The sequence below is a fragment of the Paenibacillus sp. FSL W7-1088 genome, from assembly GCF_037969855.1.
In the GTDB taxonomy this organism is placed as follows: domain Bacteria; phylum Bacillota; class Bacilli; order Paenibacillales; family Paenibacillaceae; genus Paenibacillus.
Window position 1 is genome coordinate 7,042,239 of sequence record NZ_CP150216.1, and the last position, 15,785, is coordinate 7,058,023.

The window sequence follows — 15,785 nt, forward strand, 5'->3', positions numbered from 1 at the left end:
GTTTCCTAATGAAACCATCGTACTCTCTTGTCTTCTTACTGTCAACTTCTTTTGATCATTTGACGATTTCCAGCGTAAAACAGTAGAATGACGATAAGAAACACAGTTTCCGTTAAACAACAATATGGATGTATGAGGATGAGATAGATGAAAGATCACAATTCGGGTTCCAAAGAATCCGCTCACACGGTCACTACCTTTCAGGAAGCCAGACTCCAGCACTCCGAAAACCTGCGCCAAAATATTGTGCATGCCGCCGCATCTTTGCTGCAAGAGCACGGTCCCGAAGCCGTCACGGTTCGGCGTGTGGCAGAACGAATGGAGTGCTCCACCAAAATCATATATAACCTCTTCGGCAAGAAAGAAGGGTTAGCTAAATATCTATATATGGAGGGGTGCGCCCTCCTATCCCAATCGTTTGAATCCGTGCCTCAGCAAGCATCATTCGAGAATTATTTTCGCGATCTCGCTTATGCCTACTGGGATTTCGGGATTACACAATCCAGCTTCTATCAGCTGATGTTTGGTGGTTCTTTTGCAGAATTCAAACCAGATGCAGAGAGTCTGCAAGGAACAGCAACTGCCCTCAAACAAATTACTTCCTTGGTTGCGGCCTCAATTGAGCAGGGAATGCTTAAGGAGAACGATCTCCTGCTTGCAGTCCGTATGATTTGGGCCCCTCTGCATGGTGTCATCCATCTGTACCTGGGAGGCCATATTGAGAGTGAAGATGCCGCGAAACGGCTATATGATCATACGTTGTCCATGGTTATTCTTTCACTTGTTGGAGTATCCTCCAATGGCTAAGCCATGAATGGATAAGGAAACGAAAGAAGGAGCAAGCACTTCATCGCTCGGATGAAGGAACCTGCTCCTTTTTATAATTATATATAAGGGATTACTATCGCTAATTAACGCGCGGCTTCGTTCTCAGCTTCCCAACGCGAGATTTCAGCACGGACTTTGGGAGCGACTTCTTTGCCGAGCAATTCAATGGCTCTCATCACTTCTTCATGCGGCATCGTACCGAGGGGAGTGTGTAGCATGAAGCGTGTAATACCCACTTCTTTGCGCAGATAGATAATCTTCTGAGCCACGGTATCCACATCACCCACATACAATGCGCCTTCCAGACTGCGTGCCGCGTCAAAGGTTGCACGGCTGTAGTGTCCCCAGCCGCGTTCACGGCCCAGTATGTTCATTACAGCCTGAGCTGGAGGGAAGAATTTCTCCACGGCTTCATCTGTTGTATCCGCAATGAACCCATGAGAGTGGGAAGCCACAGTCAGTTTGGAAGCGTCGTGACCTGCATGTGCGGCTGCTTTTTTGTACAACTCCACCAGTGGCGCGAATTGAACAGGACGACCACCAATAATAGCGAGGACAAGCGGTAATCCAAGCAGACCTGCGCGGACAACCGATTCCTGGTTACCGCCACTACCGATCCATACAGGCAGCTTCTCTTGTACCGGACGTGGGTAGATGCCCAGATTGTTAAAGGAAGGGCGGTGTTTGCCTTCCCAAGTTACTTTTTCCGAGTCACGCAGCTTTAAGAGCAGCTCCAATTTTTCATCAAATAATTCATCATAATCATTCAGATCATAGCCGAACAATGGGAATGATTCGATGAATGATCCCCGCCCTGCCATAATTTCCGCACGCCCATTCGAAATGCCATCCAGCGTTGCAAAATCCTGAAAAACCCGTACCGGATCAGCCGAAGATAGCACCGTTACAGCGCTGGTTAGGCGAATGCGTTTGGTCTGTGAAGCTGCGGCGGCCAGAATGACAGCTGGTGATGAAGCGGCATAGTCGGCACGATGATGTTCTCCCACGCCGTATACATCCAGCCCCACCTGATCTGCCAAAACAATCTCTTCAACGACGTCGCGAATACGCTGCGCATGGCTTATAAGTTCTCCTGTGTTTACATCTGGGTTCGTCTCCACAAATGTACTGATTCCGATTTCCATTGTCTATTCCTCCCTGGTATGAAGCGATCCGTCGTTCATCTAACCTATTGTAAGTAGATCACCTTTTGTTATTTATCTTAATATTGAACTATTTTGATGAAAAATACAAGTGCCCCCTGTTTCCAGAGGGCACTTTCGTGAAATATTCTTCTCAGAATCCAATGATTTCATGATTATTTCTTTTTCCCAATGTACAGCAGATGAGACGAGATTCCCAATATCGATGGGTCTTTGGCCGCCTCAATCATGTAGTGAATCAACTCATCGTATTCCCCGCGTTCTTTCCAATATTGCTGCTGCTCTTCTGTGAGCATAGCTCTCAGACTGGACGATCCAATCAGGTTTACCGTTTCGAATCCGTGCTGCTCCATAAACGGGTTAATATCCTGAATGTTGAAATAGTACGCCCCCGTAAACCGTCCTTGATCCAGATGATCGAATGTCCCCTTTTCCACAAAAGACCGGATAGCTTCCATATGGTCATGTGGTTTCCATTGCTGCGGGAATTGCAAAGAGGTAATGCCCATTCGCATGCGGCTCTGCATCGCTACAAACACAGTTCCCCCACGCTTGGTGACCCGATGCAGCTCCCGTACCGCGGCCACTCGCTCTTCTTCCGTCTGCAGATGATACAACGGCCCCAGCATCAGAGAGGCATCATACGTCTCATCTGCAATGCCGTTCAGATGGGTCGCATCCAATACATGGAATCCATCAAACTGCTGTGTTAAATCCAACTCCATTGCCTTCTGCCGAGCCATATCCACAGATGCAGGGGTCAGGTCTGACAGTGTGACATGGTATCCGAGCCTGGCAAGCTCCATCGCATATTTGCCTGGTCCGGCGCCATTGTCCAGCACAAGTCCGGTTGCCGGAAGGGACTCTCGGATATAATGCATGTTAATGATGAACTCGAGTGGCTCCCGGTCCAGCCTCCCCCACTCATCAAATCTGGAATAATACTCAATCACACGTGATCTTTCCATGATTCTGCACCTGCCTTTTCTCAACATTAAGGCCATATAAAAAAACAAAAAACCTGCCGCCTCAACTAAGAGGCGACAGGTCTGACCTTCGCGGTACCACTCTTTTTTGATCCATGAACAGGATTGGATACATCGTGCTCCAACCTATCCTGCCATAACATCTCAGGACCTGATGACGGAGGTTAACCGTCAGGATCTACATGAAGTCAGCGTATAGCATCATTTTCAACATCCAGCCCTTCCCTGTGCTGAACAATGACGATACTTACGTAACTACGATTCGATCCTGCTGCTCACAGGTGAGTTGGGGATAGGTTGGACTGCCTTGCACCATAACGACAGTTCTCTGGACCAAACCTTGTGCCTTAATACTCCTGATCAATGCATTTGACTGTTAAATTTTACTCAGTATAGTACTTCTAAATATTTCCTGTCAATTCTTATTTTCCAGTTGCACAGCTACTTCACGTTCCGGTTCTTCTGTGCTGTACATCCACGGATATACGATTGCTGAATCCGATGTGTAATTATTATACCGATCAATACCCAGGTTTTTTCCGTCACCCGCAAATTGAGTCTTGGCCGGAGTACCATAACTTCGTTTGCCCTTCTGGATCGTATAGGTCTGATTAATTCCACCAAAATGTAGATCATCACTATATCTCTCCACGTACAAATCACCGTCCTTACGGTAATATGTCCAATGGATTATAGAATCGCCCAGATTCGAATTAATGTATTGTGGTTTCTCCCCAATCTCGGATAAGGTAATTGGCTCAAATTCACCCTGAATATAATTGACTTTATGGCGGGCATACAAGGTCATTGGGGTATCCTGATTAACTTCCAATCCAGAGGTTACTTCGAAGCGCAGTTCCGCTTCATGTGCCGGATCGTCCGACGGCCATACCCCTCCAATTAACTTGCTGCCATTTACATCAAGTGTGTATTTCAAATATGGTAATTGCATGAAATATTCGCTATGAGTAACGATCAGCCTGATTTGGGTGGGTGTAATTATGGCTTCCTTGATGACTGCTCCATCCGACTGATCCTCCAGAGGTATATTTAGCACTCTTGTACTCGTACCACTAAGCATCTCTGTTTTATCCAGACGTATACCGATATCCAGTGGTTGGTCCATTTTGCTTTCTTCTTTACTATAAGCCAGTACATAACTTGCTGCTTGTTGCTTCAACGTCTCCAGGTTATAGAACTGTTCTGATATATATTCACCATGTTCTCCAGGCTTGCCATTTATGCTCGGTGCATTCTCCTCCACCATCTGTCCATTCTGATCATATATCTTTAAATGCGGAAAGGCGTAGTCACGAACCTCCGGTTGATCAAAGGTTAATGATGTAGACAACATCATCTTATTTTCCTTCTCGTTGAATGCGCTAACTACAAGTTCACCCAAACCATCCTTGTTGATATTGAACACCTGTGATTGTGGCTGTAACGGATCTAGGGTAATTTCCTTTTCTTCCGGAACTAACACTTGGATTCCACCTACAGTGAATTCGACATTCGCTTCTTTTCCTGATGGTGTCCACTCCGTCTCAAAGTACCCTTTAAACTTGCCATCAGTCTGATCAGGAACATGGTAGTATCTCCCTTCAATTAGCTTGCCGCTCTCATCTCGCAGGCCAATAGAAGGGAATCTTACGGTATCACCTTTATACTTACCAGGGTCCAGTGTATACAAAATAACTGTGCGATTATCATCGGAAAAGGCTGTATCCAGAGTTAATGTTACCCCTTTTACTGTTACGGACTGATTCAGTTTCTGTCCAAGCTCCTTTTGCATGGCATTCTGGATACCACTGCGGTGATTTAAAAGATCACCCCAATTGTAGTGGACTGCTGCATATACCGGCGTCGCCATGAGAATAACTGCAGCGGTTCCGATCAATGCAGTCTTTTTCCATTTGAAGTGTTGTTGCACATGTGCTTTATTCTCTGATACATGAAGTTCAGGGCAACGCACCCGATCCTGTACTATCTGATCCCACATGGCATCGAAATCGGGATAGCGAATATCCTCATCATTTTTCAGATGACGAGACAACAGATTTTCCGTATGCTTCACTATACATTTCCCCTTTCTGATGTTGCTTTCTCGCTTGGTCCCATTTTTTCCTAAGCAATCGAATTCCCTTATAAACTCTTGACTTCACCGTGCCCAGTGGTACTTCCAGAATCTCTGCAGCTTCGGATAAACTTAATTCATTCATATAACGCAGCAGAATCGCTGAACGTATTTTCTCAGGCAGCTCATGAACCCATTGTGCCCAGACCTCGGACTCCTCCACATGCTCGATCAACGTATCAACCGGATCAGCCGTTCGTTGAGGCGTGAGAATAAACTGCTTTTTCTCCCGCTGCTTTGCTGTGCGCTCCCTCTTCAGAAAGTTAAGACAATGATTCACCGTAATTCTCATCAGCCATGTCTTCATGTATTCAACCTTCTGCCAATCCTGACGAAACACCGTAATAAAAACATCGTGGCATACATCTTCTGCATCCTGAGCGTGATGGAGCATGTAATAACAAGTTCGGTACACATCCTTGTTGTACTTTTCAAACAGTTCCTTTTCGTTCAAAAGGTTCCCTCCTTTCTCTGCATCAGCCTTTTCAAATCTATAGACAAAGCCGATCCTTCAAAGGTTCATTCTTACCCTTTCTCCACACAACAAAAAAGAACCTTCACTTCCACAGCATTGCAGAAATGAACGTTCTTTATGGTTTAAGACAAGACCAGTAACATGGCAATCCAGCGATGCCTAAGAGGAGATGCTAGATTTTTTTCACAAACTCGGACTTCAGCTTCATTGCGCCCAGGCTGTCGATTTTGCAGTCGATGTCATGGTCACCGTCAATCAGACGAATGTTTTTGACTTTGGTGCCCTGCTTAACTACCAACGAGCTGCCTTTCACCTTCAAATCCTTAATGACCGTAACGGTATCGCCATCATTCAGGACATTACCATTTGAATCGCGTACTACTTTACTTTCTTCTGCATTCTCTTGTTCAGACACTAGCCTCCATTCGTGCGCACACTCTGGACACACCAACAGATTACCGTCCTCGTACGTGTATTCGGAATTACATTTGGGGCAATTAGGCAAATTAGACATATGTATTAAACTCTCCATTCATTTTGTGGCTTCCTCGCAAGTATACGGGAATGCAGTCCATTGTTCCACATCGGCACGAGGTTAATTGATTTTAAACTAAATTTAAGATTGCCCCGCCCCCTGATTTAAGGAAGGCTTCTTATACTAAAATTCCAGAAGAACAATTGATAACAAATACTATTCTTAAAGTCGTGTCTCACACGAATTGCTGATATCCATTTCCGATTAGAAGGAGTTTCTGCTTATGTCACCCTATGTTTTTCCTGTCCAAACGGCTTTTTTTATTTTTGTCCTTATCGCCATGTTTTTGCTGGTGCCTTGGTTGATCTACGGATATCGGAAAGATGGATTTTTTAGCTGGCCACGATTTGGCGTCAGCTTTTCATTTATTTTCTACCTGCTGGCTGCGTATTGTCTGGTTATTCTTCCTTTCCCGACCACGCGTAATACATGTGCACAGCAAGCAGCGGATACCGTATATTACAACCTTTTTCCGTTCACCTTTGTAAAAGATATTATGAAAGAAACACCGATCGTCTGGTCTCAACCCGCCAGCTATATGGTAATGATTCAGGGCAGAGCTTTTCTGCAAGTTCTGTTCAACGTAATGCTTCTCATGCCACTTGGCGTGTATATCCGGTATTTTTGGCAAAATAGATCGTACTGGAAACAGGCTTTAATAAGCGGATTCGGCTTATCCCTGTTCTTTGAGATTACCCAGATCACAGGCTTCTACGGTTTTTATGATTGCCCGTATCGGTTGTTTGACGTGGATGATCTCCTGCTGAATACTTCAGGAACGGTGCTTGGATTCTTCGCAGCTCCCATCCTGCTTGCCTTATTCCCATCTCGTGCAAGTATTCAGGCGAAAAGCGAACAAATCCTCGAACAAAACAAGGTCTATCCTGTACCTCAATTACTGGCGCTTATCATTGATAGTGTAGTTGTTGTGTTTGCAACCAATTTAATGTCTATTTTCAATCTAACCCATACAAATGCTATGACCATTATGCTAAATACCATGATCGCGATGCTGTTTGTATTTTTCTTTATCCCATCCCTGAAAGAAGGCAGAACACCAGGTTCAGCCCTGATGCGATTCAGATATGTTGATCAACGGACTGGCGAGCCTTCCAGCAGTTCCCTGTTCAAAAGATTGCTCGCGCTTTACGTCCCTTGGCTGTTTGTGACCATTGCTCAAATCATAAACGAGTATGCTTTGCTAAACAAAAACGCGATGCTTGAGCCCTATAAAATATGGCTCTCTGTCGGCATTGTTGGTTTGCATGTGCTGATTCTCCTGGTATTGTTCGCTCATGTCATACTGGTGCTGTTCTCCCGGGGCAAGCGAGCGTTTTACTGTGATGATGTGTCTAAGACAAGAGCATCCCGAAAGTAAATGCTGGACTCATTCCACCTCACAGCACATAGGTTCGGGTGAAGAATAGTACCGTATCGTTTGCCATTAAAGTCTTCAAGTTTGATCCATCGTAAAAAAAGGTGTGCCTCGTCAGCCAATGACGAGACACACCTTTTAACTATGTTAAGATGAAGTCCAGAGGTGGTCGAACTATAGCCCCAGCAGCTTACGTTTGGAAGCTTCCGGGTCATGGACCAACTCCACTTCATGATTGAAAATTAGCGTAGCGCGATCATCTTCGTAGGCAGGCCAATTTACTCCCGCTGTCTCAGGCTTGCCCTGCTTGGCAAACGAAATCCATGCATCCTGCACTTTACCCGCAAGTTCTGCTGCTGCGGCATCCGGTTCGGCATTCATAAACTTCAATACAGGCAATGTATTAAAAGCAAAGAAGATATCGATACTATGAATTGATTTTTGCAGCAGTGGATGCTCTGGCATCACCCAATCAAAGCGATACATCCATACAGGTGCATGCTTCTTCTGAGCTGCCGCATATTGCACAGCCGAGCGCCAGAAGAACAAATCCGTCATTACCTGGGCCTGGCCATCTGCAGTCTTCGGATAACTGTCCGCAATGGCAGCCCGATTCTCCAGATCAGGTGTCATGAAATCAACAGCCTTCACCATATTGATCTCTTCGGAGTAAGGCACCTGAGGCTGAATGAACAACGAGCCTTCATGCAAAGTGGTTCCAATTAGTACAGGGATATCCTGTGCTGCGCCCTTTTCTACCGCCTGGAGAGGCGAGTTCGGAAGTGTATCTCCATCCAGTACGGGCTGGAACAACAGGGCCATCCCTGCACCGCTTTGTTGTTTGACCGTCTCGCCAGCAGCGATGATTTGCTCCACTGGAATGGTTTTGAGTTTATGCAGGTCATCTGGTGTCACACCCAGAACCTTCAGCATGCCTTCACGAATGGCTGAAGCCTGCTCTGCTGGCATGACTTGCGAGGCTCCACTTTGCATAATGGCACGGTGGAACAACCCTTTGGCTGCTGGCATCGCCATCAAAGCCGCAATACTCATGCTGCCCGCAGATTCTCCGAATACAGTGACGTTACCCGAGTCGCCGCCAAAAGCCTCAATGTTGTCCTGTACCCATTGCAGTGCAGCAACCTGATCCAGTAAACCCACGTTGGATGCAAAACCTTCTCCCAGCGGGGCCATATGCAGGAATCCAAGCGGCCCCAGGCGGTAATTGATCGTCACGACGATAACGTCTCCCCGGAGGACGAGTTGTGTTCCATCGTACATCGGCTGGCTGCCAGCGCCTGAAACGAACGATCCACCATGAATCCATACCATCACGGAAAGTGGATCATGGCTTTCTTTTTCAGGTGCCCAGATATTCAGGTAAAGACTATCCTCCGATTCCACCGGCGGCAGTCCGGATATGGCCTCGGTTTGAGGATTTCTTGGCTGTATATTTTCAGGGCCGAATTGCTTCGCCTCTCTGACTCCATCCCACGACTCGGGTGGAACCGGAGCCTGAAAGCGTAATTCACCCACGGGTGGTTTAGCATAAGGAATGCCTTTCCATACATTCACTCCATGCAGAAGCTCTCCTTGAACCGTGCCATATCTTGTATTCACTTGAAGTTCCCTCATGCGCACATACATCCTCTCTACTGATCGATAGTTCCAGTTTACGACTGGTATTGTTCAGATCTGGGTGTAACTTTGAGCTGATGAAATTCTGTCTCAAGGTTTGTTTAATAACGTACACAAAGAATGACCTTCTATTGCTTCAACGCCCTTTCGTATGTACTGGCTGGCGCGTTTCCAATAATTTGAGTATAAATCCCAGCTGGTCCCATTTACAAGTTTGCCCAAAATCAACCGCCATCGCTACGTTTCACGTGGAACTTTTGCAGTAATAATAAAGACTCCGCTTCAATTAACGAGCGAAGTCTTCTATTGCTGCCCTGGATATTCCATCAACTTACACGATGTATGGATCAATTACCGCCGTTTACTTTTACCGGATAATGAACCGTATATTCTGCACCTTCAATCCAGCTCCCGGTTACATGATTACGACCCTTAACGACAACCCGATCGCGGTACACATCCACATGTAGACTCTCACTTCCCTCCAGATGCTCATCCTCATCCGTCCAGAGATAAGCTACAGAGGAAGCATTAAACATCGTTGGCAGCTGTCCGCCACCTTCGTACATGGTGCGCCGAGCCTCTAATTGCCAATGGGTGTGCCCAGAGAAGAGGATGACCTGAGGATAACGACTTAGCACAGCCTTTAATGCTGCGTCCTGATTCACGCCATACCAACCCTGTTCCTTCATGGAACCCGCAACAGTATCCATCAGTGGTTGATGGAGAAAGACAAAAATCGGCTGCTCCGGCAATGCTTGCTCCGATAGTTTCGTTTCCAGCCATTGCAGTTGATCGGCAGACATATCACAATCTTTCGGATGAGGCTGCTCCGTACCCAGGAAGATATAATGATAACCGTCGATCCAGTGGTCGTGATACGATCCGTTCATACCTGTGATTGCTGTAAAATCGCTCAACCGCTTCTGCCATAACTCTTCAATTGAGATGGAATTCTGTGGTTTTTCAATATCATGAGCCTCGACTTGGCCCATATCCCCTGAATGCCCTAATACCTCGCCCACCTCATGCTGGGTCATGGTGGTCAAATTCAGCGGCGGATCTCCCCATAGAATGGCTCCGATATCATGATTGCCTACAGTGTAACGTATTTCAGGCAGTGATTCGCTGTGAGTCTCCAATATACGCTGCAACTCCTGGTATTCTTGCGGCAGTCCACGATCAGTCACATCACCCACATGCATAATTCCACTGCTGCCATGACTATATGTTGCGATGTCTTCCAGTGCTTTCTCCAGATGACGGTTATGGATATGATCGGCCTGCTCTCTTACATGAGTATCGGTGATGACCTGGAAGCTGACGATCGGTTGTTCGTGTTTATTTTCATTTCCCATCAGGAATCACTCCATTTCAGTCCAATAATGCCAATCAGAATAAAGCCCATCCAGACGATCGACATCGCCTTCAGACGTTCTCCCAGAAAGTAATGTCCCACGATCCCAATCAATGTAATGCCTACGCCTGACCAGATGGCATAAGCAACACCCAGCGGCATATACTTCACAGCAAAATTCAACAGGGTAAAGCTCGCTCCATAACAGGCAAACATAAGAATGGAAGGCCATAAGCGGGTAAACCCATCCGATACCCTCATCAGAATCGTACCGCTCAGCTCCAATCCAATCGCCAGGGCAAGCAGTATCCAGCCGGTATACGAATGACTCGTCATCGGTTTACCTCGACTTCCAGCAATTCATCAAACGAACGAACCGTAAGATCCGCGAGCTTGATATGAGCAGGGTCACCGACAGCAATCTTCCAGGCAGCCCCCGCAGCACGAGCCATCTCCATATCACCATCCGTATCGCCGATCACGACAGCTCTTGCAGCAGGTACACCCAGCCGCTCACACGCCAGCAACAACATGTCAGGAAACGGTTTTCCCCGTCCAACCTGATCCGTTCCTACAACTACAGTGAAAAAAGAGTCAATCCCCATCCACTTCAAATGACTTAGGGCATTTTCGGTCTCATCCGCTGTGACGACGCCCATTTTCAGTCCTTTGCTGCGACACTGCTCAAGAAAGGCAAGGACACCTGGGAGAGGCTGAGCAGGGCGCTCCTTATTCATTGCATATTCTGCCTGTAGCAAACATTCCCTCACGATAATTTTCGCTTCCGCCCAGCTCAATCCTGCACGATAGCCATGCCAAGTTAATACGGCGTAGACCTCCTCCATCGTTCCCATGGCAAGGGGGCCTCGCACATCATAACCGTTCATTCGACCCTGCTCATCATGGAATGTCCCCCATATATGAGGAATCTCTGCTGCGTTGAACTGAAGGGCACGAGCAGCAAGCTCTTCCCGGAAGTTCTCCATCACACAATCGGTCCAGAAGCCCCACATGGCTGTAAAATCAAGCAATGTCCCATCCTTGTCAAATAAAATAGCCTCAATTGGGGTCGAAAGGTTCCCCAGCGTTAATTCGGGCATCGGTTACGCTCCTTGTCTGCTAAATTAAGAAGTCAGAAAAGCGGTACATGACTGCACCGCTCCTCCAAGTTAAGCTTGTTTCCCTTGTTATTTCACGCGATCCAATTCTTTTTGAGCCTTTTCTTTGGCTTCTTTCAGCGCTTGTGCGGCTGGAATGTTATTAATCTGAACCTGATCTGCTGCATCCTTCAGCGCAGCATTGATTTTGCCTCCGGTCGGGTCCTGAAACGGAGCCGAAGCATGGGAAGCCTGCTGCAATGGAACCTTAATTTGCGGATTCTCTTCACTGAACGTTTTGAAAGCAGGATCTTCTTGAGCAGATTGACGAACTGCAATATAACCTGTGTTCATGGACCACGCGGCTGTATTCGCTGTTTCCGAGAAATACGTCAACCATTTATAAGCTGCTTGCTGCTGTTCCGGACTTGCTTCTGCCGGTATACCTGCCATGATTGCACTCGCTACAGGTTTGCCTTGGCCTACACCTTCCCAGCCCGGTTGTTCCATGGCTGCAACGATGCTGAAATCCAGATCTCCTTGGTCACCGCTGGAACCTGTGTATCCGGCTGCTTTATTTTTCATCACGTCATCAATGGTTTTGTACCAGTACTCCCAGCCTTGTCCGCCAAAGTGAATCCCCATGGTCTTGTCCTCATTAATCCACTTGCGGAACAGTTCCCACGTCTCTACCCATTCCGGTGAATCGATCGTTACGGTCTTGCCGTCATCACTCAGAATCTTCCCGCCTTTACCCAGCACGGCGTCAATCATGTTATCGCTACCCCACATCGGCTCCCAGCCATAGAAGGTTGTCTTGCCATTCTCCTGCTTGCTCATCTTCGCTGCCGCTTCAGCAAGTGCCTCCCACGTCGTCAGAGTGGCAGGATCGATATTATTCTTTTTGAGCGCATCCATACGGTAATACATGATCTGAGTTGTTCCGTACATTGGTAAGAAATACTGCTTGCCGTCTACTTTTCCCTGCTCCAGGAAGGTCTGAACGTAATCTTCCTTGTTAAAGCTCTGATCGGCAGCGATCAGCTCGTCCAGTGGTGCATAGTACCCTTTGCGCGCCCAGTCGATATTGGAGCTTAGTACAGCGGCGGGTACTTTTTTCGAGGCAATAGCTGCCTGCAGTTTTTGTTCCGTCTCCGTGTAATCGGCTTGTACAATCCCTTTGACAACAACGTCGCTCTGGGATGCATTGAAGGCGTCAATCGTCTTCTTCATGTTATCTCCCAGGTTACCACCCAGACCATACCAGAACTCAATCTCGACCGGACTACTTGATGCAGAATCCGCTCCATTCGCAGCAGCTGCATCTGAACCCTTCCCTGTGCCGCTATCGGCTGAGGAACCACATGCGGTGATCAGGGCGAAACTTGCAGCCAGTACCAGCGACATGCCCCCTCTCCACCTGAGCTTTAATTTGTTCCGCCATTTCATACTCGCTTGACCCAGTTTCATTTTGATTCCTCCTATATAAAGTATGTTGTGAAAATCAGTTCTTGTTCACGCCGGCAGTAATATTCACACTTTGCATGATCGTTTTCTGGGTAAACAGGAAAAGGATAAGCAGCGGTGCGATGGTAAAGGCACTGGCAGCCATGATCTGGGGCCATGCCAGACCGTAGGCTCCACCCTCCACGAAAAAGCTGCGCAGACCTGCGGATACCAGCTGCAGATTCGGGTCTTTGGTAATGAGCATCGGCCAGAAATAGTTGTTGTACTGGTCAATGAATGTAATCAACACCATCACGGCAAACGATGAACGAACCAGCGGTGTCATAATGGTCCACAGAATGCGGAAGTGCGACGCTCCATCCAATTGTCCGGCTTCTACCAGTTCGTGCGACACCTGCATGAACGCCTGACGGATCAGGAAGATGGAGAACACACTGACACAGTTGGACACAATCAGTCCGGTATAGGAATCCAGTAATTTGAGTTCGCTGAGCACTAAATAACTGGGCAAATAAACCGCGGTGCTCGGAATCATGTAACCCACCAGAATCAATCCGGTGAGCACCCCTTTTATACGAAAACGCATATGGGTGAGTGCGTAGGCCATCATGCTGGAGTTAATGACCTGGATCAGACAGATCGCCGCCGCTACCCCTGTACTGTTCAGAATGTAGCGGGCAAACGGAGCAGCTTGCCACGCATCCACATAATTGTTCCAACGGAACGTTTCGGGCCAGAAGGTTGGCGGGAACTGCCAGATCTCGTCATTCGTCTTGAAACCGCTAATGACCATCCAGTAGAACGGAAATGCCATCGTCAGACTCACCAGCGCAAGCAGCAGATAGCGAAGTGCGGTAGCAAATCCAAATCCTTTTCCTGCACGAGGAATCTTCCGTTTCCGTTTCTGCACTTCCTCACGACTATTATCTTTTCTTGTATGTTTGCTTAGAGTGGTCATGTTCATCAGTAGTGCACCAGGCGTCGGCCGAGCAGGAAAGATACTCCTGACAGCAGAACGCAGATCAGAATAATAACGACGGCGATGGAAGAAGCCTCGCCCACATTGAAGGACTCAAATGCAGATTGATAATACATATAAAGCAAGGTCCTTGTTGATCCCGCCGGTCCCCCTTGCGTCATCACGTTGATCTGGTCATAAGCCTGAAGCGACTGGATCGTCAGGATGATGGACAGGAAAAACGTGGTGGGTGAAATCAACGGCAGTGTAATGCTTCGGAACTTGTCCCAGCTGCCTGCCCCATCAATCGATGCCGCTTCAAGCAGATCGGATGGCAGATTACGCAGTGCGACCAGGTAGAATACCATGGACCAGCCAATCGATTTCCACAGCGTGACGATGAGCACAGCTACCAGTGCCCAGTTCTGATCTTTCAGCCAGCCGATCGGGGATATGCCGACCCAGCCAAGCAGCAGGTTGGCCAGCCCCACTTCAGGTTCGAAAATCCATGACCACGCAATGGAGACTGCGACAGTCGGGGTCACCCAAGGGGAGAATAGCAGCGTCCGGAACAGGCCGGAGGACTTAATCTTGCTGTTCATGAGCATGGCCAGCGCCAATCCGCCCACTATCGTAGGCACTACACTTCCAAGACCGAACAACAGCGTAACTTTTAATGAACGATAGAATTCAGAATTGGTTAGCAGATAGCTGTAGTTATCCAAACCGACGAATAATTTGTCAGGACTCATAAAGTCCCAATCCGTAAAACTCAGATATACAATGTATCCCAAAGGCCCCAGCCAGAAAATGAGTAATGGGATAAGGGCAGGAAGGGTGAAGAGAACCGCTTCTGTCTCCCTCCATAGTTTCACACGCAATTTGCACACTCCTAATCGTCCAAATTTTATTTAATTTTTCTAAAAATCATGCTTTCAAACTCCCTTTAATCTCTTCTGTACAAAAATGATTGTATAATACATTTGAAAAAACTAATTCCGGGTTATGTTAAAATAACGCGAGGTCATGTAAAATATGAAAAGGAAACAGGGAGTCCCATCCATATACTAGAGGTGAGATTGTGGGAAAAGAAGCTGCCGAGGACCAGAACCATTCGTCGTTGTCCTATCGGCCCGAGCTGAGGGAAAAAGTCATTGACGCCATTGCCAATACCATGGATCTGTACGGAGTCAATCATTCATTTGGCCAACTGTATGGCATTATGTATTTTGAGGATCGCCCCATGACACTGGAAGAGATGAAAACGTCCATGAACATGAGCAAAAGTAATATGAGTTATGCTGTACGTTCGCTTACCGAATCTCAGATGATCTATAAATTGGAGGAAAAGCGGGAACGGCAGGATCAGTATCTGGCCGAAACAAACTTTTTCCGTACGTTTCAGAACTTCTTCGGGGCCAAGCTTCAGCGGGAAATCGACGTGATGCAGGAAAGCCTTCGGGAGGTCATTCCGCAGTTATCGGAAATTATTCTCGCCAGAACAACTCCACCGGAGGAACGGGAAGATGCTTTGCGCGATTTGCATAAACTTCAGCATGCCGAGCAGTATTATGAGTGGTTGCAGGGATTTGTAGATCAACTGCGGGAAGGTGTTTTTTACAAAGACGCTCCGCATGAAAGTGATTGATGCAGCGTTGCGAAGAATCTCCAGTATAACGATCTTAATGAAACAAGCTTCTTACGAAAAAACCAGCAAAAGGCCAACCCCAGGGATGGCCTCTTCTTTGTTACCACTCGTGGATTCTCGGGTG

At 47.2% G+C, this 15,785-nt stretch carries 15 protein-coding genes; 3 read left to right on the forward strand and 12 right to left on the reverse strand.

Going from position 1 to position 15,785, the window contains the following annotated elements:
• The first annotated feature begins 147 nt into the window (after nucleotides 1-147).
• The gene (locus MKY42_RS31675) at nucleotides 148-807 is read left to right on the forward strand and encodes a TetR/AcrR family transcriptional regulator (protein ID WP_090902954.1); all 660 of its coding nucleotides are present in this window, start codon (nucleotides 148-150) and stop codon (nucleotides 805-807) included.
• 104 nt (nucleotides 808-911) lie between these two features.
• Here the strand turns inward: MKY42_RS31675 and MKY42_RS31680 are convergent, their stop codons facing one another.
• The 5 genes from MKY42_RS31680 to MKY42_RS31700 form a co-directional block, all read right to left on the reverse strand.
• Nucleotides 912-1,973: an LLM class flavin-dependent oxidoreductase gene (locus MKY42_RS31680; protein ID WP_090902952.1), complete on the reverse strand. Its 1,062-nt coding sequence runs from the start codon at nucleotides 1,971-1,973 to the stop codon at nucleotides 912-914.
• A 173-nt stretch (nucleotides 1,974-2,146) separates the two neighbouring features.
• Complete coding sequence (locus MKY42_RS31685) at nucleotides 2,147-2,959, reverse strand: class I SAM-dependent methyltransferase (RefSeq protein ID WP_090902950.1); 813 nt, start codon at nucleotides 2,957-2,959, stop codon at nucleotides 2,147-2,149.
• Between the two features lie 433 nt (nucleotides 2,960-3,392).
• Nucleotides 3,393-5,051, reverse strand: coding sequence for a DUF4179 domain-containing protein (locus MKY42_RS31690; RefSeq protein ID WP_179262426.1), 1,659 nt, complete (start codon nucleotides 5,049-5,051; stop codon nucleotides 3,393-3,395).
• Nucleotides 5,008-5,565: an RNA polymerase sigma factor gene (locus MKY42_RS31695; RefSeq protein ID WP_090902946.1), complete on the reverse strand. Its 558-nt coding sequence runs from the start codon at nucleotides 5,563-5,565 to the stop codon at nucleotides 5,008-5,010. Before MKY42_RS31695 ends, MKY42_RS31690 begins: the two co-directional genes overlap by 44 nt.
• A 193-nt stretch (nucleotides 5,566-5,758) precedes the next feature.
• The gene (locus MKY42_RS31700) at nucleotides 5,759-6,100 is read right to left on the reverse strand and encodes a zinc ribbon domain-containing protein YjdM (RefSeq protein ID WP_090903613.1); all 342 of its coding nucleotides are present in this window, start codon (nucleotides 6,098-6,100) and stop codon (nucleotides 5,759-5,761) included.
• A 244-nt stretch (nucleotides 6,101-6,344) separates the two neighbouring features.
• Here MKY42_RS31700 and MKY42_RS31705 point away from each other — a divergent pair, with 244 nt between their 5' ends.
• Nucleotides 6,345-7,499 (forward strand): VanZ family protein, encoded by a 1,155-nt coding sequence (locus tag MKY42_RS31705; protein WP_090902944.1) that lies wholly within the window; start codon nucleotides 6,345-6,347, stop codon nucleotides 7,497-7,499.
• A 171-nt stretch (nucleotides 7,500-7,670) separates the two neighbouring features.
• On the opposite strand, the gene MKY42_RS31710 is transcribed toward MKY42_RS31705, so the two are convergent.
• The 7 genes from MKY42_RS31710 to MKY42_RS31740 all read right to left on the reverse strand — a co-directional run bounded on the left by MKY42_RS31710 (nucleotide 7,671) and on the right by MKY42_RS31740 (nucleotide 14,894).
• Nucleotides 7,671-9,131 (reverse strand): carboxylesterase/lipase family protein, encoded by a 1,461-nt coding sequence (locus tag MKY42_RS31710; protein ID WP_090902942.1) that lies wholly within the window; start codon nucleotides 9,129-9,131, stop codon nucleotides 7,671-7,673.
• Nucleotides 9,132-9,481: 350 nt separating this feature from the next.
• Nucleotides 9,482-10,492, reverse strand: coding sequence for a metallophosphoesterase (locus MKY42_RS31715; protein WP_090902940.1), 1,011 nt, complete (start codon nucleotides 10,490-10,492; stop codon nucleotides 9,482-9,484).
• Nucleotides 10,492-10,827 carry a multidrug efflux SMR transporter gene (locus MKY42_RS31720; RefSeq protein ID WP_090902938.1) on the reverse strand — a complete coding sequence of 112 codons (336 nt, stop codon included), beginning with the start codon at nucleotides 10,825-10,827 and terminating at the stop codon, nucleotides 10,492-10,494. The genes MKY42_RS31715 and MKY42_RS31720 overlap by 1 nt, the downstream gene beginning before the upstream one ends.
• Complete coding sequence (locus tag MKY42_RS31725) at nucleotides 10,824-11,591, reverse strand: HAD family hydrolase (protein ID WP_090902936.1); 768 nt, start codon at nucleotides 11,589-11,591, stop codon at nucleotides 10,824-10,826. Before MKY42_RS31725 ends, MKY42_RS31720 begins: the two co-directional genes overlap by 4 nt.
• 87 nt (nucleotides 11,592-11,678) lie before the next feature.
• A complete protein-coding gene (locus MKY42_RS31730) occupies nucleotides 11,679-13,058 on the reverse strand; it encodes an ABC transporter substrate-binding protein (protein ID WP_090902934.1) in 1,380 nt (459 codons plus the stop codon).
• 34 nt (nucleotides 13,059-13,092) lie between these two features.
• Nucleotides 13,093-14,019 (reverse strand): carbohydrate ABC transporter permease, encoded by a 927-nt coding sequence (locus MKY42_RS31735; protein WP_339847519.1) that lies wholly within the window; start codon nucleotides 14,017-14,019, stop codon nucleotides 13,093-13,095.
• Nucleotides 14,019-14,894, reverse strand: a complete 876-nt coding sequence (locus MKY42_RS31740; RefSeq protein WP_063565861.1) for a sugar ABC transporter permease — start codon at nucleotides 14,892-14,894, stop codon at nucleotides 14,019-14,021. The genes MKY42_RS31735 and MKY42_RS31740 overlap by 1 nt, the downstream gene beginning before the upstream one ends.
• 200 nt (nucleotides 14,895-15,094) lie before the next feature.
• On the opposite strand from MKY42_RS31740, the gene MKY42_RS31745 reads away from it, so the two are divergent.
• On the forward strand, nucleotides 15,095-15,661 hold the full coding sequence (locus MKY42_RS31745) for a transcriptional regulator (RefSeq protein WP_090902932.1): 567 nt from the start codon (nucleotides 15,095-15,097) through the stop codon (nucleotides 15,659-15,661).
• Nucleotides 15,662-15,785: the final 124 nt, after the last annotated feature.

Bases quoted from the DNA above. Each gene is read 5' to 3' on its own strand.
- MKY42_RS31675 (WP_090902954.1), top strand. From the start codon at position 148: ATGAAAGATCACAATTCGGGTTCCAAAGAATCCGCTCACACGGTCACT.
- MKY42_RS31680 (WP_090902952.1), bottom strand. From the start codon at position 1,973: ATGGAAATCGGAATCAGTACATTTGTGGAGACGAACCCAGATGTAAAC.
- MKY42_RS31685 (WP_090902950.1), bottom strand. From the start codon at position 2,959: ATGGAAAGATCACGTGTGATTGAGTATTATTCCAGATTTGATGAGTGG.
- MKY42_RS31700 (WP_090903613.1), bottom strand. From the start codon at position 6,100: ATGTCTAATTTGCCTAATTGCCCCAAATGTAATTCCGAATACACGTAC.
- MKY42_RS31705 (WP_090902944.1), top strand. From the start codon at position 6,345: ATGTCACCCTATGTTTTTCCTGTCCAAACGGCTTTTTTTATTTTTGTC.
- MKY42_RS31710 (WP_090902942.1), bottom strand. From the start codon at position 9,131: ATGAGGGAACTTCAAGTGAATACAAGATATGGCACGGTTCAAGGAGAG.
- MKY42_RS31715 (WP_090902940.1), bottom strand. From the start codon at position 10,492: ATGGGAAATGAAAATAAACACGAACAACCGATCGTCAGCTTCCAGGTC.
- MKY42_RS31720 (WP_090902938.1), bottom strand. From the start codon at position 10,827: ATGACGAGTCATTCGTATACCGGCTGGATACTGCTTGCCCTGGCGATT.
- MKY42_RS31725 (WP_090902936.1), bottom strand. From the start codon at position 11,591: ATGCCCGAATTAACGCTGGGGAACCTTTCGACCCCAATTGAGGCTATT.
- MKY42_RS31730 (WP_090902934.1), bottom strand. From the start codon at position 13,058: ATGAAACTGGGTCAAGCGAGTATGAAATGGCGGAACAAATTAAAGCTC.
- MKY42_RS31735 (WP_339847519.1), bottom strand. From the start codon at position 14,019: ATGAACATGACCACTCTAAGCAAACATACAAGAAAAGATAATAGTCGT.